This window comes from Nonomuraea sp. NPDC050556, assembly GCF_044457355.1.
Taxonomy (GTDB): domain Bacteria; phylum Actinomycetota; class Actinomycetes; order Streptosporangiales; family Streptosporangiaceae; genus Nonomuraea.
In genome coordinates this window covers 1661359-1682272 of record NZ_JBITGU010000002.1, presented here as the reverse complement: position 1 = coordinate 1682272, position 20914 = coordinate 1661359, and the positions used below count along the sequence as shown (strand labels likewise).

The window sequence follows — 20914 nt, the reverse complement described above, 5'->3', positions numbered from 1 at the left end:
GTGTCACGCATCACCTTCCGCGAGGGACAAGCCGAGCAGCCGCGCGCGCTTCACACCATCGCCTCACATGTACGGCGGCGCCTGGCGGAACCCGACCTCGCCCACCTGCGCGGGGCCGCCCGCCCGCTCTTCACCGGCATCGGCGCTTCCCACGCGGCGCTGGCCGTACCCGTCGACCTGCTCAGGACGCGCGGGGTCGTCACCCAGCGCGTCCTGTCCTCGGAGATCGGGCAGGACGCCCGCGGGTTCGAGGCCGACGTGGTGATCGGGGTCTCCCAGGGCGGGCGGAGCACCGAGACCCTCGCGGCCTTCTCACAACTCCGCGACGTGCCGCGGGTCGCCGTGCTCAACGTGACGCCCTCACCGCTGAGCTCGCTGGCCGACCACACCGTCGACCTGGGCAACCAGCCGGACTCCTACGCCTCCACGATCGGGTTCACCGGGACCGTCGTCGCCCTCGACCTGATCGCCTCGCTGATCTCGGGCGCCTCGCACGGCGATCCGTGGGCGCAGATCTCCGCGCAGGCGCTCGCCGTACGGGATCGAACGCTTTTCGCGCTCGCCACCGTCCAGGCCCGCGCGGCCCGATGCGTGGCCGCCGACGTCGTCGCCTCCGGCACGTCGCGTACCTCTTCAGAAGAGGCCGCCCTGCTGCTGCGGGAGGTGGCCCGCATGCCCGCAGCCGCCTCGGTCACCCGCAACTACCTGCACGGCGAGATGGAGTCCGCAGGTCAGACGCTGCACGTCGTCTTCGGCGACGGCAGGGAGCTCGCGCTGGCGCGCACCCTGTCCGCGGCCGGGCACCTGACGCTCCTCGTCACCACCCAGCAGGTGGACTCCGGCCCCGACCTGGCCGTGGTGCGGCTGCCCGAGGCAGCGCCGAGCGCCCGCGTGGTGCTGGAGACCGTCGTGGCGCAGGAACTGGCCGGGAGCCTGGCCGACGAGCGGGGCATCGCGATCGAGTCGTTCGTCTTCGCCAACGACGACACCAAGGAGGGCGGCGTCGATCCGGCCGACTTCGCCATCTCCTCGCAGCGCCGATGACGGCGCCGCTCCTGGCCGGGATCGACGTCGGCGGCACCAAGACGCACGTGCGCGTCGTCGCCGGATCCACGGTGCTGCACGATCAGGTGGTTCCCTCTACCGGCTGGTCGGCGACCCCCGTCGACGAGGCGGCGGACTGGCTGGCCGCGCTGCTGCCACGCCCGGTTTCCTTCGTGGCCGTGGGCGCGCAGGGTTGCGAGGAACGCTCATCGTGCGCCCTGCTGCGTACGGCGCTCGAAGACCGGCTAGGGATCCCCGCCCTCGTGGTCAACGACGCCGAACTCCTCGTCCCCGCCGCCGGCCTCACCGACGGCATCGCGCTGGTGGCCGGTACCGGCGCGATAGCCGTCCATTCAGGCGATCGCATGCTCAGGGCGGGCGGCTGGGGCTGGGTCCTGGGCGACGACGGCAGCGCTTCCGCGCTGGTCAGGCAGGCGGCCCGCGCCGTACTGGCCCGCACCGACCGCGGCGACCCACCCGACGCCCTCGGCCACGCGTTGCTGCGGTCGGTGGGGGTGCCGACTGTTGCCGCGCTGGCACATACGCTGAGCTGGGGAGACGGCCCGGAGCACTGGGGCCGCCACGCACCTGCGGTGGTCGCGGCGGCCGGGTCGTCGTCGGACGCGCGGCAGGTGCTCGACGAGGGCGCGCGGGCGCTCGTCACCTTGGTCGAGACCTTGGTACGGCGAGGCGTGACCACCCGCGACGTGGTCGTGGCAGGCGGCCTGATCACCAACGTCCCCACGTATTGGGCGAAGTTCCGCGCCCTCCTCAGTGAACGCCTCGCAGAGGTCAGACCAACCCTCCTGCCCCACCCACCGGTCGCTGGCGCGATAGCCCTGGCCCGTCGATCGGGGACAGCGCCCGTCCCCGCCGACCAGCGGTCAGCGGGAACGGACGCTAGTGGTCAGCGGTAGTACTCGCGGTAGAACCTGAAGTCACGATATTCCCGGACTCGACCGCTGTCGTAGACGTAGTCGTAGTTACCGAACCCGTCGCGTGGGATGACCCTGTAGCCCTCTTCGTCGGGGTGCCGGGGCTGGATGCAGCAGGCGCTGGCGGGTGCCGCCGAGACTACGGCCACGGTGGCGGTGAGGCTGGCGGCGGCGACAGCGAGGGACGCCAGCAGCCGAACCCAGCGCCGGGTGGGGCGGGGTGTTTCAGGGTGCATGTCTGCTCCTGTGTTGGTCAAGACACCGGAAGATCCCGGCCAACCCCATTCGAAACCGACATTCCACCCGGATTGGTCTGCATCCCCGATCGCCCTGGAGGCCCTTGTTGTAGCGTGACCGTCGTGGATCAGCAGTACGTTGCCGACGCCCGCCATATTTGGCAGTCATACGTGCCGCGTCGCGGCAACGTCAATTGGGATACCAGTTATGAGCGGTTGCTGGCCTTCGTGCGTCAGACATCGGTGGAGTCAGGGTTGTTCTCTGGCGAGGTGGCGACGGGTCTGATGAGTGATCTCGATCGGTTGGCGACCTTCGAGAGCCCCGCCACGGGTGATGAGGTATTTGACCGGTTGACCCACCGGGTCGTGGACTGGTGTCGCGAGCACCCGGAGCCCGTTGCGCGCGTGCACGACCCCCTGGTGCAGCGGTAACGCTGTGGATCGCATGGCGCTAGCCGTTCTCCTGAAGAACGGCGGGCAGGCGGCGTCAGCGTGCAGAAGAGCGCTGCTCATGGGCGGAGAATTCCGGGTTTGGGAGGACGACGGCGTCTCCGTGGCCGGCTTGGCCGCAATCTATCGAGGTCGGGAACGCCGGACACGGGCCAAGGGGACCGTGTCCGTGGGTTTCGCCGACGCGGTTGCGCAGCTCGAAGCCTGCGAGTTCGATCGGGTGCTCCTTGGCTACGTGCGAGGCGGCGAGCCCCGATATCACTTTCAGATCTTCCTTTCGCCAGATGCCGCACGGCTGGTCGCCTGCCTTGGTGTCGGTCTCGGTCGGCAGTGTTGATCATCAATCCAAGCTGGCTAGGCTCTGCGCCATGACTATTAATGCCGTTGTGTCGTGTTCGTGCTGCGGTGCGCCGTTGCCTGACACCGATCAGATCGATGTCCGGTTCGGGCTGCCAGATGTCGCCTTGGCGCTTCCGGATACGGCCCGGCATTCGGTGAATTCCAGCCTGCTTCGCGTGGACGGTCACGGCTGTTTCATCAGGTGCCTGTTGCCGGTGCATCTATCGGGCGAGCTGACATTGATGCTGGGCACCTGGATGCGGATCGGCGCCGATGACCTGGAACGTACTCACGCGGTATGGGACGAGCCCGCCTATGCCGATCTGGTCCTCAGCGGCACGTTGGCCAACGCCATCGAGCCGTGGGGGGAGGAGCTGTTGGGCGCCGACCTCACCGCCGTGGTTCGCAACGAAGACGAGATCCCCTACGCGGACGCCAGCAATAACCCGCTGCTCTCCCAGGTCATGCACACCGTCTGGAACCGGGATGACGTCTTGCGCTGCTTCGGTCACGCCCTACCTGTGTCGGTCCGTACCTGGTTGGACGAGCGGTGGAGCATCGAACGCAGCGCGGGTATGTCGGCGCGGGTTGTCGACGGGGCCGCACAATTCACCGGCCTCGGCCGAGCCGCCCACGTCAAGCTGCGAAATGCCTTGCACAGCGGTTGGACGCCGATGGAGTTCTTGGCTGCCCTGACCAAGGGAGCACCTGGCGTCGATGCGGCTCACCAGCTCACCGAGGAATACTCGAATGGCCTGCGGCACGCTTTCTGGCTCACCTCCACGAGCCAGGACCGCACGCAGTACGAGTTCTACGGCTACGCGATCCACCGTGACACGGCCGTCGCCCTGGCGTGCGTCTATGACGACCCGGAAGACCTTTCTTGGGCGCAGCATGTGTGGCGATCCGTCACCCACGCTTCAGACCCATCTGAACCTGTCGCCGAACGATCGGCCTAGTGCCTGGCATCAGCAAGCTCTAACAAGATCAAGCCCAGGTTCCGAATTCATCGGATGACCTGGGCGTATGTTGGTCCCTGTCGATCGCCCTGCCAACGGGCACACGAATCATTGTCAACGGTTGTGATCGCACCACTCTGCAACAGTGGCAACCATGAATATGGCCGGCCCCCCGCCAGATGTACTTGCGCTGATCAAGCAGACCGACTGGGCTTCGCTCGAGCACGCTTCAGGGTCAGCCCGGGACACCCCTGCCGCGCTGGCTGACCTGCTCCTCGGTACTCCAGAAGCCCAAGCCAAAGCTGTACGTCACCTCAACGACCTGGTGCACCATCAGAACTCCCTATATTCGGCGACAGCCCCAGCGGCCCTGTATGTTGCCGCAATCCTCAGTGATCCGCGCACAGCCGCCTTGGTGCCCGTGGGGGAAAAGGGGCAGCGGCATCCGCTACGTCAGTCATTGCTGGACTGGCTGGGAGCCATAGCGGACGAAGTCGGCAATGATGCCGAAGCGACGCTGCTGAGCCTGGGTTTCTCACCGGAAGAATATCCGGCATTCACGGAGCTCCACGCCATCCGCGAGGTCCTCTTTCACGCTGTGTCCGCGTTCTTTCAAGACACTGACCTCACTGTCCGGGAAGCGGCTCTCGCTGCTGCTGTTCCGCTCTTGGACGCCCCAGAACTCGCCCACCATCAAGCCGACCTCGCTCCACTCGTACGCAGTATCCTCGCCACCAGTTCGAACCGGGTCTACCGGTCCATCGCGGCAGACGGCCTCGGTGCATGGGGCGAAGAGGCTATGTCGCTGGTTGACCATGCAGATCTAGGGAATGCGCCCCGGGCGTCAGGGGAGTTCGGCGAGGAGCCGCCCCTTTGATCCACGGTTGTCCGCACATGAGCGCAGCGACACTGATCAGCCCTAAATCTGACGTTTCTGGACAGAGCGCATTCCCGTCGCGCCTGATGAGCGGCGCTGCGTGAGTGGTCGTGTGCCTCTGTTGCAGTACGTGACCGCTGAGAGCCCCTACTGCCCGAAGGGGATCCGAGCTGAGCATTCACTCCATGGAGTTGCCCGTGTGCACTCATGAGTGCATGAGACCAGGTTGATGTATTGGGCGTCACAGAACCTATGACTGTCATTCGTCCCCTCAGGGCACTGTCGCGAGGCCTTCCTCGATGACCCGCGAGGGCATGCCATGAGCGATAATCTCCCTGCATGGGACGTGATGAACGTGGTGTGACTCCTCAGAATGAGGACTTTCTCGGCCTGGTACAACGAGCTGGTTGCAAAGGCTCAGCTCGTTGACAGGGGACCCGCCAAGGGCACCATGGTCATCCGACCGTACGGCTATCGCCTGTGGGAGCTCATCCAGGGAGAACTTGATCGCCGGATCAAGGACACCGGTCATGAGAACGCTTACTTCCCCCTGCTGATCCCGGAGAGCTACCTCCGGCGAGAGGCCGATCATGTCGAGGGGTTCTCGCCCGAGCTCGCCGTTGTCACTCACGCTGGCGGTAAGGAGCTTGAAGAGCCGCTGATCGTTCGGCCCACCTCGGAGACGATCATCGGTGAGATGATGGCCAAGTGGGTCTCATCCCATCGAGACCTTCCGCTCCTGCTGAATCAGTGGGCCAACGTCGTGCGCTGGGAATTGCGACCCCGCATGTTCCTGCGCACGACGGAATTCCTCTGGCAAGAGGGTCACACAGCACACGCCGACGAGGCGGACGCGATGCGCGAGACGATGCTGGCGCTCGATCTCTACACAGAGGTCGCGCGGGACATCGCGGCGATCCCCGTAGTACCTGGCGAGAAGACAGCCGGGGAGCGGTTCGCCGGCGCCGTCCGTACCTTCACCATCGAGGGCATGATGAGGGACGGCAAGGCCCTCCAATCCGGAACCTCCCACTACATGGGCACGAATTTCGCCAAAGCCTTCGACATTCAGTACACCTCCGAAGCTGGTCGTCTCGAACTGTGTCACACCACCTCATGGGGCATGTCCACGAGGATGATCGGCGGGGTCATCATGACCCACGGAGATGACAAAGGCCTGGTCCTCCCGCCCAGACTTGCTCCCTATCAAGTGGTAATCGTGCCGATCGGACGTGGCGATCAGGGCGCGCGGACCTCGGCCGCGGCGCTGGAGCTCGCAGGGCGGCTTAAGGCGGCCGGTATACGCACCCATGTCGATGATCGCGCACAGCTTTCGCCTGGCTTCCGGTTCAATGACTGGGAGCTGCGCGGCGTTCCCATCCGGCTGGAACTCGGCCCGCGTGATATTGAGTCCGGCACTGTGGTGATGGTCAAGAGACTCGGCGACGAGGGCAAACAGAGCATCTCGCTGTCTTCTGCGCCGGAGCTCATCCCTGGCGTACTGGAGGACTTCCAAGCCTTCCTCCTTCAGCGGGCTACCGAATACCGCGACAGTCACACCAAGAGAGTGGACACCTGGGACTCCTTCACGGAGGCCGTAGCGTCGGGATGGGCGTTGGTGTTGCACTGCGGCAGTCCCGCGTGTGAGAACGAAATCAAGGCCAAGGTCGCAGCAACTCCGCGCTGTATTCCGCTCGATGGTGCTGCAGAGACCGGATCGTGCGTGCATTGCGGTGAAGCATCTGCGTACGGCAAGCGTGTCATCTTCGGGCGGGCTTACTGATCACGACTACCACGCGGCTCGGCGATCGCCCCCGACCCCGGTACGCAGCCAGGCGATCGTAGTGCTGCATTTGGGCGCCGGCGCGTCCCTGGTCGGCGAGTGAGGCATGGTGCGGCGGGCACTGTATACGGCGGGGGCGGGCGGCCCTGAGTCCCGTCGCCGCTTGGACGGCGGGCGTGCGGCGGCGCGGAGAGCCGTACCCCCGCGCTTCCGCGCCCTGGTCCTGCTCGCCAGAGAGCTGGTCAAGGAGGACCTGACGGCCTCGTTCGCGTCGGGAGAAGGGGGCAACTCCGCCGCAGCGGCTTCACCAAGATCTGGAAAACGACGCTCCGGCAATTCACTTCCATGATCTCCATCACATCCGGAGCATCGTTCAAGGAGATCGTCAAGGACGCTCTCAGGCCCAAGCGCAATGGAGTGGTCGCGCCAGTCGGCGGGACAGGAAAGATCATCAGATCTGGCACGGGAGCGAAGGCGGCTCCACAAAGATCAAGGCCCCGGTTGGGACCATGGGCCTTAACAGTGGAGCGGGTGACGGGAATCGAACCGGACGGGTAACAGGGTTCTCACCTGCGAGTTCGGGTGTTCCGCTACTCACGGTGGCGTGGTTGCGTCAGGTTCCGCGGGGTTCGAGCGCCTGTTATTGGGCCGGTGTGCCCACGTGGGCACACCGCGACCTCGACTCAAGGCCGCTCTGAGCCGGCGAGACCTCCGCGAGTGTCAAAGCTCGCCTTCGGCTGGCATAACGGGGCGAAGAGCAACTGGAATAGGCGAGGTCACCGTACGGCCATGCAGCAAGGTTCCAAGCGCCCGTACAAGAGGCTCGTCCGATGGCATGGTCAGCACATACTTCGCCAGTTCCGAGCAGGACATCGGCTTCCCGAGGAAAGGCAGTAGCGCCGTACGCTCTTCCAAGGTGTTCCTGATGCCGAAGGCCAGCCCCTTCCCGCTGGCTTCGACTAGGGCGAACGGGGTCGTGCCCGGTATCGCTGCCCCCAGGACGACCACCTCGCGGACCCTGGAGATCTCAGCCGCGGTCGCGGCTGTGGTGACGCAGCCCTCGTCCGTGAGTAGCAGCCTGATGTCCTTGCCGACCAGCCAGCGGACGACGCTGTCGCGTTCAGCTTGGCTCGGGATGGGGGCCACCACGCCACCTGCCGTCCAGACAGCCCCGGACAGGACCACACAGGAGACGACGTCATCGGCGCAGACCCCGATGACGTCCCCCGGAAGCACACCCCGCCTGCACAGCCCGGCTCCGGCGTCGCGGGTCAGCGCGACGAGCTCGCCGTAGCTGATCTGGCTACCCGTCGACGGGTCATAGAAGGCGACCGCATCGCCCCGCTCTGCGGCGATGTCCAGCAGCGGCCATGGCGAAGCATCCATGAGGGAAAGCTACGGGGGAACCGTCTCCACCACATGCGCAGATCTGTGTAGAAGAGATGTGTATCAGTGCTGCATGAACCAGGCGGCGACCTGCGTCCGTGAGGTGAAACCGAGTTTGGTCAGGATGTTGGCGACGTGCCGGGCGACGGTGGCCTCGCTGATCACCAGCTCAGCGGCGATGGCCCGGTTGGTCAATCCCCTGGTGAGCAGTGCGGCGATCTCCCGTTCCCGTGCGGTGAGCACGCTGCCGACCGGGGAGGCGTCAGCGGCGGGGCGGATGTCGTCCGCCGGCAGTTCCGCCGAGGTATCCACAGCGAGGGCGAAGGCCTCGTCCAACGTCAGGGCGCTTCCTTCCGCCCAGAGCCGGGAGACCGTGGTAGCGCCGATCATCAGCTCAGCCCGGCTGCGGAGGTTGTCCAGCTGGGCGCCGGAACCAGCGGCACGCACTCGCTTCAGGGGATCCCGGATCGCCTGCGCGGCGGCCATCAACTGCACTGCCCGAGCGGGGGCCGCGTTCCGCAGCGCCATCGAGGCGAAGATCTCCAGGATCCTGGCGACGTGCAGGCGCTGGCCCGCCGCTCGGCTGTGGTGAAGGGCGTCCAGCAGCACTTCTCGGGCGGCGGCGTGGTTGGCCTGCGCCGCCAGGCAGCGCCCATAGCCGATCATGCCGCGGAGCCGCTCCTGCGCCATATCCATGCCCTCGGCGGCGGTCAGCGCTTCGCAGTAGAGACGGGCCGCAGTGCCGTGGTCGGCACGATGTTCCGCGAGCGTGGCCAGTCCGAGCAGGCTGGTTGCCACACCCCAGCGGTGGTCGAGTTGCCGCATTAGGGCGGTTGCCTGCTCCAGGTGTCGCTGCGCCTGCTTGAGCTGTCCCTGCTGGCCGGTGACAGTACCAAGCGCGGCGTATGACAGTGCCTCGTTCACCCGATCGCCGCTGACCTGGGAAAGGCGGACAGCGTCGAGGAGCACCTCCAGACCACGGGCTTCCTCCCCGGACTGCCATAGGGCGGCGCCGAGAGGTATGGCAGCCTGGGCCTTCAGGCCCGGTTCGTCGAGCGCGCGGCCGAGAGCCATGGCCGAACGTCCGGCTTCGGCGGCTTCGGTGAACTCTCCCAAGGGATAGCAGATCGTGGCGTAGGCGCTCAGGGCTCGGGCCAGAACCCGCTGATCCGTCGTCGCGTCCGCACGGTCGAGGAGGGATTTCGTCCAGGACGCGCCCTCCGCCTTGTCGTCGCGGTGCGCCCAATGTGCGCGCAGTGCTCCAGACAGTCGCAGACCTCGCTCTGTCTGGCCGGCCTCGACGGTCCAGGCGAGGACGGCCAGCAGGTTCTCGTGCTCGGCCGCCAGCTCATGACAGGCCTCCAGCCGTTGCTCCCAACTGCCGCTCGCATGCGTGAACTGGTCGTCCCAGCGTTCGGCGAGGCCGAGCAGGTAGTCGCCCATTGCGGCCCGCAGCGCTGACGCCTCACCACACGTCGTGAGGTGTTCCAGCGCGTAGTCACGGATCGACTCCATCATCCGGTAGCGCATCGCGCCGCCGCGCTCTTCCTTGGGCACCACGAACGATTTGTCGATCAGCCCGGCGAACGCGTCGAGGAACCGGCTCACCGGGACTTCGGGGTCGGCACAGACCTGTTCGGCCATCGGCAGCGTCCAGCCGTTCTGGAAGATCGCCAGCCGCCGCAGGAGCACTCTTTCCCGCTCGTCGAGCAGGCGGTAGCTCCAGTCGATGGTTGCGCGGAGCGTCCTCTGGCGTTCGGGCGCGGTGCGGTCTCCCGCGGTCAGCACGTGGAAGCGATCGGAGAGCCGGTCGAGGATCTGGGCGACCGACATCATGCCGACCCGGGCCGCTGACAGCTCCAGTGCCAACGGGATGCCGTCCACAGCGCGGCACACGTCCGCGACCGCGGCCGCGTTCTCCGCGGTCACCTGGAATCCGGGCCGGGTGGCCGCGGCCCGCTGCTCGAACAGTGCCACCGCCTCGTAGCCACGTATCTGGGCCGGGTCCCGTACGTCCGGATCGGGTACGGCGAGCGGAGGCACCCGCCACACCAGCTCGCCGGGGACGCGTAGCGGCTCGCGGGAGGTCGCCAGCAGCGTGAGACGGGGGCAGGTACCGAGCAGAAGATCGGCGAGGCGGGCGCATTCGGCGATCAGATGCTCGCAGTTGTCGAGCACGAGGAGTATCCGTTGCTCGGCCAGCGCGGCGAGGACGGTCTGCTCCAGCGGGTGGCCTGGTTCGGGCCTGATGTCCGCGACGACGGCGAGCCTGGGGACCAGTTGGTCGGCGCGGTCGGCGTCGGCGAGTTCCACGAAGCGGACATCGTTGTAGTCGCGCGAGCTGTCGCGGGCGACCTGGATGGCCAGGCGGGTCTTGCCCACCCCGCCGGCGCCGCACAGCGTTACGGCTCGGCTGACGTCGAGCAGCCGGCGAAGGTCGCTCGTGTCACGCACGCGCCCGACAAGCGGGCTGCGGGCGAGGGGAAGGTTGTGCGTGAGCAATTCACGCTCCAGGGTCACGTAGCCGACTACACCGAGTTTGTCATCGGCTACGGATCCCGTCTTCCATATAGGGAACCTGGCAACAAAACCGTACGTACGGTCAATATGCTGTGAGTGTGACAAGAGCGGGCAAGCGGGACGAGATCCTGGCCACCTTCATCCGCCATGTGGCCGAACGTGGCTACGAGCAGGCCAACCTTGGTGACGTGGCGGGCGAGCTGGGCATGTCCAAGGGCACGATCGTGCACCACTTCGGCACCAAGGCGCAGATGCTGAGGGAGCTGGAGGAGATCTACATGCGGCGACATCTGACCGAGGTGCGCGCGATGTGGGGGCGATTGCCAGGTCCGGCCGAGCGGGTCGCCGCGCTCATCTATGCGGCGGTCCACCTTCAGGTGTCCGACCGCGATGCCACCGTCGCCGCACAGCGGGAGGTGGTGCAGCTCGCCGGCGACCCCGCGATGCTGGAGATCCGCGGCCTGCGCCGGGAGCTGCTCGGCCTGCTGCGTGCCGAGTTGGAGCGAGGCGTCCGGGCGAGCCTGTTCCGGCCGGTGGACGCGACCGTCGTCGCGTCGCAGATCTTCGGGTCCGCGCAGTGGATGTGGACCTGGTTCGACCCCGACGGCGAGCGCGGCACCGGGGAGGTCGGCGGCACCTATGTGGACGTCTTTCTCGGGGGGCTGCTCGTGGAGCGCGATGCGCTCGCCTCTCTGGCTGATCCGCGCGGCCACGTCAACGCTGTGGTGCGCGAATGCATGGGCCTCGTCGACTAACGTCTATTGACTGTACGTGCGGTCAGTTGCCATAGTTGCGCACATCACACCCTGCGAGGAGCACCATGGCGTACTTCGACCTTCGGCCCGGTCCTGTCGGTCATCCGGTACGACACGGTCGAGCAGGCCATCGCGATCGCCGACGACTCCGACTACCGCCTGTCGGCGGGAGTGTGGACGCGCGACGCGCAAACCGCCTTCGACGTCGCCGAGGCCCTGGAGGCGGGCATGGTCTGGATCAACGACTGGCACCTGGCCCCACCGCAGTGCCCCTTCGGCGGCGTCAAGCAGAGCGGCATCGGCCGCGAAGGCGGCCCCGGAGCCCTGGACGAGTACACCGAGCAGAAGTTCGTCTCCTTCGACCTGTCCGGCGGGGTGGAAGGCAAGGCGTACGGGTTGCTCTTCAGCACACCTCCCAGCTGAGCACGAGGAGTCCGCAATGTTCCACACCCTGCCCGAGGCCTTCCAGCACGCCTGCCGCCAGCGTCCCGACACCGTCGCGCTGCGCACGCCGGGCGATGCCGTACGTCTGACCTGGGCCCAGTACGACGAGGCGGTCCGCCGCATCGCCGGCGGCCTGGCCAGCCTAGGCGTACGGCGCGGCGACACCGTCGCCGTCATGCTGACCAACCGCCCGGAGTTCCACCTGGCCGCCACGGCCGCCGAGCATCTGGGCGCGACCTCCTACTCCATCTACAACACCAGCGCCGTGGAGCAGATCACCTTCCTGCTCACCAACGCCGCCACCCGCGTCGTGATCACCGAGCGGCAGTTCGCCGACAAGGTACGGCAGGCCGGTGGGCCGGTCGAGCACCTCCTGGTAGTCGAGGACGGCGACCTCGACCGGCTGGAGCCCGCCGACGACTTCGACTTCGAGGCGGCCTGGCGGGCGGTGAGCCCCGATGACGTGCTCTGCCTGATCTACACCTCCGGCGCGACCGGCGACCCCAAGGGGGTCCAGCACACCCACCGCTCGATGCTCGCGATCATGGAGGCGATGGGCTCCGTCTTCGACACCCGCCCCACCGACCAGGCCCTGTCCTACCTCCCGGCCGCGAACGTCGCCGACCGCGTGCTCAACCACTACCTCGCGCAGGCCAGCGGCCCAGAGGTGACCTGCGTGGCTGAGCTCTCCGACCTTCCCGGCGCGCTCGCCGAGCTGCAGCCCACGATCTTCGCCGCGGTTCCCCGGGTCTGGGAGAAGCTCAAGCTCGCCGTCGACCTCCAGCTCCAGGCCAACCCCCAGCTCGCCGCCGGATTCGAGGCGGGAGCTCCCCAGGTGCTGGAAGCGGTCCGCACCAAACTGGGACTTTCCCGGGTCCGCTGGGCGCTGACCGGCGCATCGGCCATCGCCCCGGACGTCTACGCCTTCCTCGTCAAGCTCGGCATTCCGGTCAGCGAAGTGTGGGGCATGTCCGAGATCGGCATGGCCTCCGCAGCCGCGCCCGACAAGGCCAAGCCCGGCACGGTGGGACCGCTGCTGCCCGGCTGGGAGGGCCGGTTGGCCGAGGACGGCGAACTGCTGGTCCGCGGTCCGGGGGTCATGGCCGGCTACCGTAACGACCCCGTCCGCACCGCCGAAGCGATCGACGCCGAGGGCTGGCTGCACACCGGCGACATCGCCACCATGGACGACGAGGGCTACCTGACCATCGTGGACCGCAAGAAAGAACTGATCATCAATGCGGCCGGCAAGAACATGTCGCCCAGCAACATCGAGAACGCCGTCATCTCCGGCTCCCCGCTGATCGGCACGGTCATGGTGATCGGCGACAACCGCCCGTACAACGTGGCTCTGATCACGCTCGCCCCCGATGCCGTCCCGGTGTTCGCCGCACGCCTCGGGCTCGACCCCGACCCGGCGGTCTTGGCCAAGGACGAGCGGCTACGGCAGGCCGTACAGGAAGGAGTCGACGCGGGGAACGCCCGGCTGTCGCGGGTGGAGCAGATCAAGCGCTTCACCATCCTGCCGGTCTTCTGGGAGCCGGGCAGTGAGGAGCTCACCCCCTCGATGAAGCTGCGCAGGCGGCCGGTCCTGGCCAAGTACGCCGCGGAAATCGAGTCGCTGTACCTGGAGAAGTCATGAACCCCTTGCTGCCGCTGCTGCCCTCCGACGAGGAGAGGGAGATCCGCGACGCCGTGCGCGCTATCTGCGCGAAGTTCGACGACGGCTACGCCCGGCGCAAGCACGCGGCGGGCGAGCCGCCAACCGAACTCTGGCAGGAACTGTCCGCCGCGGGTTACATCGGCATCCGCGTGCCCGAGGAGTGGGGAGGCGGCGGGGCCGGAGTCACCGAGCTGGCCATGGTCGTCGAGGAGGTGGCCGCCGCCACCGGAACCCTGCCGGTGATGCTGGTGGTCAGCGCGGCGATCGCCGGCCCGCTGCTCAGCGCGCACGGCTCGGCGGAGCAGAAGGAGCGCTGGCTGCGGGGAATCGCCGCGGGCACGACGAAGATGGCCTTCGCCCTCACCGAGCCGGACGCCGGTTCCAATTCGCACGAATTGCGCACCGAGTTGCGCCGCGACGGCGACGGCTACCGGCTGAGCGGACAGAAGGTCTTCATCTCCGGTGTGGAGGATGCCGACGCGGTCCTCGTCGTCGCCCGCATGCGGAGCCAGGACGGCTCCCTGGGCAAGCCCACGCTCGTGGTCGTAGACGTGGACGCGCCCGGCTTCACCCGTCAGCCCATCGCCATGCAGTACATCGGGCCGGAACAGCAGTGGCAACTGTTCTTCGACGACATGGATGTCGGCGCCGACCGGCTGATCGGCGGGGAGAACGGCGGTCTTCGCGCCCTGTTCGACGGTCTCAACCCCGAGCGGATCATCGGGGCGGCGATGGCGTGCGGGCTGGCCCGCCGCGCCATCGACCGTGCCGCGGCCTATGCCCGGGAACGGGCCGTGTGGGGGGTGCCGATCGGAGCGCACCAGGGCATCGCGCACCCGCTGGCTGCGGCGAAGATCTCGCTGGACCTGGCGAAGCTGATGACCCAGAAGGCCGCGGCGTTGCAGGACGCCGGGGCCGCAGAGGCGGGCGACGCCGCCAACATCGCCAAGTACGCCGCGGCCGAGGCCGCTCTCCAGGCGATCGACCAGGCGATCCAGACGCACGGGGGTAACGGGCTCACCCTGGAGTACGGGGTCTCGGATCTGTGGTTCCTGGCCCGGCTCGCGCGGGTCGCCCCGGTCAGCCGGGAGATGATCCTCAACCACGTCGCCCACCACACGCTGGGCCTGCCCCGGTCGTACTAGACCAGGCAGGTGCGGACGACCCTGACGATCTCCCCGTCAGGGTCGGCCAGGCGCTCCAGCCCCTCACGCCGCAGGAGCAGACTGCCGAGAACGAGATCGACGTACGCCGAACCGATCTCCTCGACCGTCTCCTTCCCCGCCGGATCGAACCAGGTCCAGGCCCAGTGCGCGGACCCGAAGATCAGCAAGCTCTGGACCGGGACGTCGCCCTCCCGGAACACGCCGGAAGCCGCGCCCTCGCGCATCACCTCACGGACCAGCGCCAGGTACTCGTTGCGTAGCCGATCCCCCTCGGCGTGCATCTCGCCGCCGCCCAGCCGTACGCTCTCGCGCTGGAAGGCGACCGTCGCGTTGCGGTCGTGCACCTGGTAGAGGACGAAGGCGAACAGCAGACCCGCCAACCGCTCGGCCGGTGACTGCAGCCGCTCGACGATCAGCCGCGCCTCGGCCAGCCGCCGCTGCATGTAGGACTCGTGCAGCACGGCGAGCAGGCGTTCCTTGGTGCCGTAGTGGTGCACGATCGTGCCCTTGGAGATCTCCAGCTCATTGGCGATGTCGCTGAAGTTGGTGCGCTCGTAGCCGGACTGGGCGACGTGCCGGGTGAACGATTCGAGGATCTGCACCGACTTGCCGGCAGCAGGGATCCCGCTGCGTTTGGTGGCCACCGCTCACTCCTCGTTCCGAACATCGACTAGGTGTCGGTTCAGCATACTCAGGGTGCGGCGGCGGCTTGATCGTTGCGGGCCCGGGCGAACTCCAGGGCCTCGCTCCAGCTCGCGCCACGCCCGATCATCACTCGGTATTTCATGATGTGAGTGGGATGGTTCAGGGCCAGAGCGCCGACCAACCGGTCACCGTCGCGGTAGAGCGCGACGAACCGGCCCTCCGCCGGATCGCCGGACACGATCCTGATCTCGCCTGCTCGGGGCACGCCCACGAACTGGATCCGGATGTCGTACCAGTCGGACCAGAAGTAGGGGACGGTCGAGTACGCCGCGGGCTCCCCGGCCAGTGCGTTGCGAGCGGCGGTCGCGCCCTGTTCGGCGGCGCTGGTCCAGTGCTCCAGCCGCATGTGCTCGCCGAAGAGTGGATTGTGCCAGCACGCGACGTCCCCTGCGGCGTAGACACCGGGAACCCCCGTCCACAGCCTCTCGTCGCAGAGCACGCCGTCGCCGATCGGCACGCCCGACCCCGCGAGCCAGGAGGTCGCCGGAGCCGAGCCGATCCCGACCACGACCGTGTCACAAGCGACCTCGTCGCCATTGGTCAGGCGGACGCGCAGCTCGTGACCGTCGTGAACGATCTCCTGGACACCGCTCCCGCAGCGCAGATCGGTCCCCGCCCGGTGGTGCAGGTCCGCGACGAGCCGGCCCATGTCGTCGCCGAGCGAGCGTTGCAGCGGCACGGCGGCCTCGATCACGGTGACGGGGAGTCCGCGCTTGCGGGCGGCCGAGGCGACCTCGGAGCCGATGAAGCCGGAACCCACGACCACCGTGCGTGCTCCCCGATCCAGGGCGGCGCGGACCGCTGTCGCGTCGTCCAGGGTCCGCAACGTGTGCACTCCGGGCAACCCGTCGGTGCCCGGCAGAGTCCGGGCCGTCGCGCCGGTGGCGATGACCAGGGCGTCGTAGCCGATCTCGCGCCCGCCGACCAGCACTTTCCTGCCGACGGTGTCCAGCCCGGTCGCCGCCTCGCCCAGCGCCAGCTCGACACCCAGTTCGGAGCGCAGAAGCTGCTCGGTCCTGAACGTGGTGTCCGGCGGGCCGTCGAGGTCCAGGCAGGCTTTGGACAGCGGAGGCCGGTCGTAGGGAAGGTGCCGCTCGGCTCCGACCAGGGTGATGGGTCCGGCGAAGCCGTACCTCCTGGCCGCCTCTACGGCCCGCAGACCGGCGAGGGAGGCTCCGACCACCACCAGTCCCTTCATGAGGTCAGACGCAGGGCCTCGGTCGGGCAGCTGTCCACCGCCGCGCGCACCTCGGCCAGGAGGCCGGCGTCGACGTCGGGTCGCTTGACCACCAGCGTCCCGTCGTCGTCGACCTCGAATACGTCCGGAGAGAGGGACTCACAGATACCGAGGCCGGTGCACTTGGCCTGGTCAAGGGTGATCTTCATGTCGTCACTTCCTTAGGTAGACCGATTTATAGGACACGTACGCCTCCAGGCCCTCCGGTCCCAGCTCACGGCCGAGCCCGCTGGCCTTGACCCCGCCGAATGGCGCACCGAGGTCGATGGCGTAGAAGTTCACTCCGACCGAACCGGTGCGCATCCGCCGGGCGAGGTCCAGGCCGCGTTCCTCGTCCGAGGTCCAGACGGTCCCCGCGAGTCCGAACGGCGAGTCGTTGGCGATCCCCACGGCGTGGCTCTCGTCGTCGTAGGGGATCACGGCCAGCACCGGCCCGAAGATCTCCTCCTGCGCGAGGGCGAAACTGTTGTCTACTTCGGCGAAGACGGTCGGCTCGACGAACCAGCCCCGCGTCAGACCCGCGGGCCGTCCTCCGCCGGTCGCGATCCGCGCGCCCTGCGCCCGCCCCTTGGCGATCGCCGTCTCGACGCGCTCACGCTGCCTGGCCGACACCAGCGGACCGACCCTGGTCGCGGGGTCGGCGGGGTCGCCGACCGGCAGGGAGCGCGCCAGCTCCGCGACGGCCTCCACCACCTCGTCATAGCGGGTGCGGGGCGCGAGGATGCGTGAGCTGACGTAGCAGGTCTGCCCGGAGTTGAGCAGCGACGCCCAGGCCAGGCCACGGACGGTGGCGGCGAGATCCGCGTCGTTGAGCACGATCGCGGCGCTCTTCCCGCCGAGTTCGAGGGTGACCGGCCGGAGCAGCCGCCCGCAGATCTCGGCGATGGTACGGCCGGCCTCGGTCGACCCGGTGAAGGCGACCTTGTGCACGCCGGGGTGCGCGACCAAGTAGGCGCCGGTCTCCGGGCCGCCGGTCACCACGTTCAGCACGCCCGCGGGAAGCCCCGCCTCCTGGGCCGCCTCGGCGAACTGGAAGGCGTCCAGACTGGTCTCCGGGGCGGGCTTGAGCACGACGGCGCATCCGGCGGCCAGAGCGGGGGCCAGTTTGAACATGGCCAGCGACTGCGGGAAGTTCCACGGCAGCACCGCGGCCACGACCCCTACCGGCTCGCGGCGCACCACGGTGGTGCCGCGTCCCGACGCCGCCGGACGAGGCTGCTCCCACGCGGTGTCGCGAGCGAGCCGGGCGAAGTAGCGCAGGACGCCCGCCGGGCCGAGCCCCTCGACGGGGCCCGAGACCGCGATCGGCATGCCGTTCTCCGCCGTCACCAGGCGCGCGGTCTCGGTGGCGCGGGACTCCAGCGCGTCGGCGAACCGTTCCATCGCCTCGGCGCGTTCCCCGGCACTCCAGGTGGACCAGTCACCGCTGGTCAGGGCTGCGTTGGCGGCGGCCACGGCGGCGTCGACGTCCTCGCGGGCGCTCAGCGGGGCCTGCCCGACCGGCTCTTCGGTGGACGGCGAGACGACAGTGATGGTCTCGGAGCCCGTGGGGAGCCGCCATTCGCCACCGATGAAGAGGTGCTTCATGTCAGCTCCCTGGAAGGAGAACGGGCTTGATGGTCACGCCGGAGGCCGAGTCCCGCTCCGCGTCGTTGATCGCGCTGAGCGGGTAGGTCCTGATCAGCCGGTCGAAAGGGAACCTCTCCTGCCGCCACAGCTCCACCAGTCGCGGGATGAAGCTCTGGGGAACCGCGTCACCTTCGATGACGCCCATGATGTTCTTGCCCTGAGCCAGCGCCGTTGGGGGCAGGACCAGCGGCCCGCTCTGCACTCCGAGCAGAGCCACCGTGCCGGTGGGCCGCAGTGCGTCAACCGCCTTCTCGATCACCTTGGGTGATCCGGTGGTCTCGACCGCGTACTGGGCGCCGCCGCCACCGGTCAGCCGGTGGATCTGCCGGACCAGATCGGGGTCCGCGCCGGGCAGGGTCGCGGTCGCGCCCAGCTCGCGGGCGAGGTCAAGCCGGTTGTCGTGCAGATCGACGGCGATGATCGTCGCCGCTCCGGCGACCCGTGCGGCCATCACCGCGGACAGTCCCACCCCGCCCGCGCCGAACACCACGACGCTCGACCCCGCCCGTGCACGCAACGCGACCAGGACGGTGGCCGCGCCTGTCTGGATTCCGCAGCCGAGCGGGCCGAGCAGCTCCAGCGGCAGGTCCCGGTCGACCTCGACCACGTTGCGCGCGGTGGCGAGCGAGTGCGTGGCGAAGGAGGACTGGCCGAACCAGCGCGCGGCCAGCGGCTTGCCCTCCTCATCGCTCACTGGGCTCCTGCCGCCGGTGAGATTCAACCGGAACATGTGCGCGCAGTAGGCCGGATGCCCGCCGAGACAGTTGTCGCAGCGCCCGCACGAGTCGAAGGAGAGCACGACGTGGGCACCCGGAGCGATTCCGCTCACTCCCGGCCCGACTGCCTCGACCACTCCCGCTCCTTCATGACCGGTGATGATCGGCGGCGCGGCCGGATAGCCGGGAACCCTGGGGAGCACGTCGGTGTGGCAGAAGCCTGTGCCGGCGATCCGGACCAGGATCTGCCCCGGTCCCGGGTCCGCCAGATCAACGTGCTCGATCGTGTAGAGACCGCCGGGGTCACGCAGAACCGCAGCTTCGATCTTCACGCAGCCTCCACTGTCTGACTGTACGTACGGTCAATATACCACCTATTGACCGTACGAACGGTCACTATTACGTTGTGGTCACCCCCCACAAGTGAGGAATCTCACATGAAACGTCTGGCTCTCGTAGTGAGCGTTCTCGTGTCGGCGCTGCTCTCGGCACCGGCCGCCGCGCAGGCAGAGGATTCAGGACCGCCGCTGACCACCCCGACAGCCACCCTCCAGCAGGCGGTCTGGTGTGACCCCTCAGTGCAGGGCAAGCGAACGGTTCTGCTGGTCCACGGCACCGGCGGTGCCGTGGAGGGCTACTGGGACTGGAACTACATGCGTGCCCTACCGCGCGCCGGGTACGGCGTGTGCACGGTCACCCTTCCAGGTCGGGCCCTCGTCGACCCCGTCATCTCCGTCGAGTACGTGGTCCACGCCGCGCGCCACGCTTACCAGCAGTCAGGCCAGAAGATCTCGATGATCGGGCACAGCCAGGGCGGCTCGCTCATCGTGTGGGCCACGAAGTTCTGGCCGGATGTCGCCGCCCACACCGACGACGTGATCTCGCTGGCCGGCGCGATGGCCGGAGTCGCGGCGGGCAACGTCCTGTGTGCCGGGTCGTGGTGTCCACCGGTCGCCTGGCGGGCCTCGTTCGGTTCCCACTTCATGAACGCCCTGCAGAGCGCCCCGCTGCCCGCCGGTCCCTCCTACACCTCGGCCTACTCGCTGACCGACGAGGTCGTGGCCCCGGCCCGCAGGGCGAGCACCCTGCCAGGGGCGGTCAACGTCGCCGTCCAGAGCATCTGCCCGCTCCGCGTCGCCGACCACGTCACCATGCTCGCGGACTCGGTCGGGTTCGCTCTGACGATGGACGCGCTCACGCACAGCGGACCGGCCGTTCCGAGCCGCATCGGCAACCGGCTCAGCCTGTGCCTGTTCCCCTTCATGGCGGACTCGGTCCTTCCCGGACCCGCCGCGCTGGAGACCATCGCCGCGGCGCTCGCCGGACTGGCGGGCGGCCAGCCGTCCGTCTCAGCCGAACCGCCGCTGCCCTCCTACGCCGAGCCGTACGGCTCGATGCTCTGAGGTCAGCCGTTCGACGGCGCCGCCCGCCGGCGCCGTCGAACGGCCACCGGCAGATCCCCGGCGAACCCGACTGTGCCCAGGCAGAAGCCGACATAGCGCTCGGCGATGGTCTGGGGCTGCAGCGGGCCGTCGGGGCGGTACCACGTCGCCACTCCCAGGCACATCGTCAGTACGGCACGCGTGGCGTCGGCCGGATGCGCCGTCCGGAAGATTCCGTCCTCGGTCCCGGCACGGACCGTGTCGAGCAGCAGGTGTTCGAGATAGTCGCGCAGCGCCACGTACCTGGCCCGGTTCTGCGGCTCCAGACTGCGGAGCTCGGCATCCAGGAAGGCCAGGTCGCGGCGGTTGGCGGTGTAGAGCACCAGGCACTCGACCATCGCGGAGAAACGCTCCACCGGGCCGTCGCCCGCTTCCGCGAGCGCCGCGCGGCAGCGGTCGAGCACGTCGTGCATGGACGCTTCGAGCAGCGCGACGAGGAAGGCCTGCTTGTTCTCGTAGTGGTAGTACAGCGCGGGCACGGTCACCCCGACGCGCCGGGCGATGTCGCGGACGGTGGTGCCGTGGTAGCCGTGCTCGTCGAAGGCCGCCAGCGCCCCCTGAAGGACGGGGTGCAGCTCCAGGGGTGCGAAGTCGCGCCAGCTCGCCGTGCTCACGCGGACTCCTCGCC

At 68.2% G+C, this 20914-nt stretch carries 20 protein-coding genes; 11 read left to right on the top strand and 9 right to left on the bottom strand.

Features of this window, described 5'->3' with window-relative positions; translation table 11 throughout:
* Together ACIBG8_RS26065 and ACIBG8_RS26060 are read left to right on the top strand one after the other, a co-directional pair.
* Positions 1–1044 carry an SIS domain-containing protein gene (locus ACIBG8_RS26065; protein ID WP_397345539.1) on the top strand — a complete coding sequence of 348 codons (1044 nt, stop codon included), beginning with the start codon at positions 1–3 and terminating at the stop codon, positions 1042–1044.
* Positions 1041–1961, top strand: a complete 921-nt coding sequence (locus tag ACIBG8_RS26060) for an N-acetylglucosamine kinase (protein ID WP_397345538.1) — start codon at positions 1041–1043, stop codon at positions 1959–1961. The genes ACIBG8_RS26065 and ACIBG8_RS26060 overlap by 4 nt, the downstream gene beginning before the upstream one ends.
* On the opposite strand, the gene ACIBG8_RS26055 is transcribed toward ACIBG8_RS26060, so the two are convergent.
* Positions 1952–2215 (bottom strand): hypothetical protein, encoded by a 264-nt coding sequence (locus tag ACIBG8_RS26055; RefSeq protein WP_397345537.1) that lies wholly within the window; start codon positions 2213–2215, stop codon positions 1952–1954. The genes ACIBG8_RS26060 and ACIBG8_RS26055 overlap by 10 nt on opposite strands.
* Before the next feature lie 123 nt (positions 2216–2338).
* Here ACIBG8_RS26055 and ACIBG8_RS26050 point away from each other — a divergent pair, with 123 nt between their 5' ends.
* From ACIBG8_RS26050 to proS, 4 genes are all read left to right on the top strand, one after another.
* Complete coding sequence (locus ACIBG8_RS26050) at positions 2339–2647, top strand: hypothetical protein (protein WP_397345536.1); 309 nt, start codon at positions 2339–2341, stop codon at positions 2645–2647.
* Between the two features lie 386 nt (positions 2648–3033).
* Positions 3034–3963 (top strand): DUF2199 domain-containing protein, encoded by a 930-nt coding sequence (locus tag ACIBG8_RS26045; protein ID WP_397345535.1) that lies wholly within the window; start codon positions 3034–3036, stop codon positions 3961–3963.
* A 154-nt stretch (positions 3964–4117) separates the two neighbouring features.
* Positions 4118–4840 (top strand): hypothetical protein, encoded by a 723-nt coding sequence (locus ACIBG8_RS26040; protein WP_397345534.1) that lies wholly within the window; start codon positions 4118–4120, stop codon positions 4838–4840.
* A 373-nt stretch (positions 4841–5213) separates the two neighbouring features.
* A complete protein-coding gene (gene proS / locus ACIBG8_RS26035; protein ID WP_397345533.1) occupies positions 5214–6623 on the top strand; it encodes a proline--tRNA ligase in 1410 nt (469 codons plus the stop codon).
* Positions 6624–7343: 720 nt separating this feature from the next.
* On the opposite strand, the gene ACIBG8_RS26030 is transcribed toward proS, so the two are convergent.
* Positions 7344–8009, bottom strand: coding sequence for an AMP-binding protein (locus ACIBG8_RS26030; protein WP_397345532.1), 666 nt, complete (start codon positions 8007–8009; stop codon positions 7344–7346).
* 63 nt (positions 8010–8072) lie between these two features.
* Positions 8073–10463 carry an ATP-binding protein gene (locus tag ACIBG8_RS26025; RefSeq protein ID WP_397345531.1) on the bottom strand — a complete coding sequence of 797 codons (2391 nt, stop codon included), beginning with the start codon at positions 10461–10463 and terminating at the stop codon, positions 8073–8075.
* Between the two features lie 158 nt (positions 10464–10621).
* Here ACIBG8_RS26025 and ACIBG8_RS26020 point away from each other — a divergent pair, with 158 nt between their 5' ends.
* Genes ACIBG8_RS26020 through ACIBG8_RS26005 form a run of 4 tightly spaced genes read left to right on the top strand, consistent with a single transcriptional unit; the run spans position 10622 to position 14536 of the window.
* The gene (locus ACIBG8_RS26020) at positions 10622–11284 is read left to right on the top strand and encodes a TetR/AcrR family transcriptional regulator (protein WP_397345530.1); all 663 of its coding nucleotides are present in this window, start codon (positions 10622–10624) and stop codon (positions 11282–11284) included.
* Between the two features lie 6 nt (positions 11285–11290).
* Complete coding sequence (locus ACIBG8_RS26015; RefSeq protein WP_397345529.1) at positions 11291–11707, top strand: aldehyde dehydrogenase family protein; 417 nt, start codon at positions 11291–11293, stop codon at positions 11705–11707.
* A gap of 16 nt (positions 11708–11723) precedes the next feature.
* On the top strand, positions 11724–13370 hold the full coding sequence (locus tag ACIBG8_RS26010; protein WP_397345528.1) for an AMP-binding protein: 1647 nt from the start codon (positions 11724–11726) through the stop codon (positions 13368–13370).
* Positions 13367–14536: an acyl-CoA dehydrogenase family protein gene (locus ACIBG8_RS26005; protein WP_397345526.1), complete on the top strand. Its 1170-nt coding sequence runs from the start codon at positions 13367–13369 to the stop codon at positions 14534–14536. The genes ACIBG8_RS26010 and ACIBG8_RS26005 overlap by 4 nt, the downstream gene beginning before the upstream one ends.
* On the opposite strand, the gene ACIBG8_RS26000 is transcribed toward ACIBG8_RS26005, so the two are convergent.
* From ACIBG8_RS26000 to ACIBG8_RS25980, 5 genes are read right to left on the bottom strand one after another with little or no spacing between them, the layout of a single operon-like run.
* Complete coding sequence (locus ACIBG8_RS26000) at positions 14533–15201, bottom strand: TetR/AcrR family transcriptional regulator (RefSeq protein ID WP_397345525.1); 669 nt, start codon at positions 15199–15201, stop codon at positions 14533–14535. The two genes, ACIBG8_RS26005 and ACIBG8_RS26000, sit on opposite strands and share 4 nt — an antisense overlap.
* 47 nt (positions 15202–15248) lie before the next feature.
* On the bottom strand, positions 15249–16460 hold the full coding sequence (locus tag ACIBG8_RS25995) for an NAD(P)/FAD-dependent oxidoreductase (RefSeq protein WP_397345524.1): 1212 nt from the start codon (positions 16458–16460) through the stop codon (positions 15249–15251).
* Positions 16457–16648: a ferredoxin gene (locus tag ACIBG8_RS25990; protein WP_397345523.1), complete on the bottom strand. Its 192-nt coding sequence runs from the start codon at positions 16646–16648 to the stop codon at positions 16457–16459. Before ACIBG8_RS25990 ends, ACIBG8_RS25995 begins: the two co-directional genes overlap by 4 nt.
* Positions 16649–16652: 4 nt before the next feature.
* Positions 16653–18086, bottom strand: a complete 1434-nt coding sequence (locus ACIBG8_RS25985; protein ID WP_397345522.1) for an aldehyde dehydrogenase — start codon at positions 18084–18086, stop codon at positions 16653–16655.
* A 1-nt stretch (position 18087) separates the two neighbouring features.
* Positions 18088–19176: an NAD(P)-dependent alcohol dehydrogenase gene (locus ACIBG8_RS25980; protein ID WP_397345521.1), complete on the bottom strand. Its 1089-nt coding sequence runs from the start codon at positions 19174–19176 to the stop codon at positions 18088–18090.
* 105 nt (positions 19177–19281) lie between these two features.
* Between ACIBG8_RS25980 and ACIBG8_RS25975 the strand changes: the two genes are divergently transcribed.
* Complete coding sequence (locus ACIBG8_RS25975; protein WP_397345520.1) at positions 19282–20247, top strand: esterase/lipase family protein; 966 nt, start codon at positions 19282–19284, stop codon at positions 20245–20247.
* A gap of 2 nt (positions 20248–20249) precedes the next feature.
* Here the strand turns inward: ACIBG8_RS25975 and ACIBG8_RS25970 are convergent, their stop codons facing one another.
* The gene (locus ACIBG8_RS25970) at positions 20250–20900 is read right to left on the bottom strand and encodes a TetR/AcrR family transcriptional regulator (RefSeq protein WP_397345519.1); all 651 of its coding nucleotides are present in this window, start codon (positions 20898–20900) and stop codon (positions 20250–20252) included.
* Between the last annotated feature and the right edge of the window lie 14 nt (positions 20901–20914).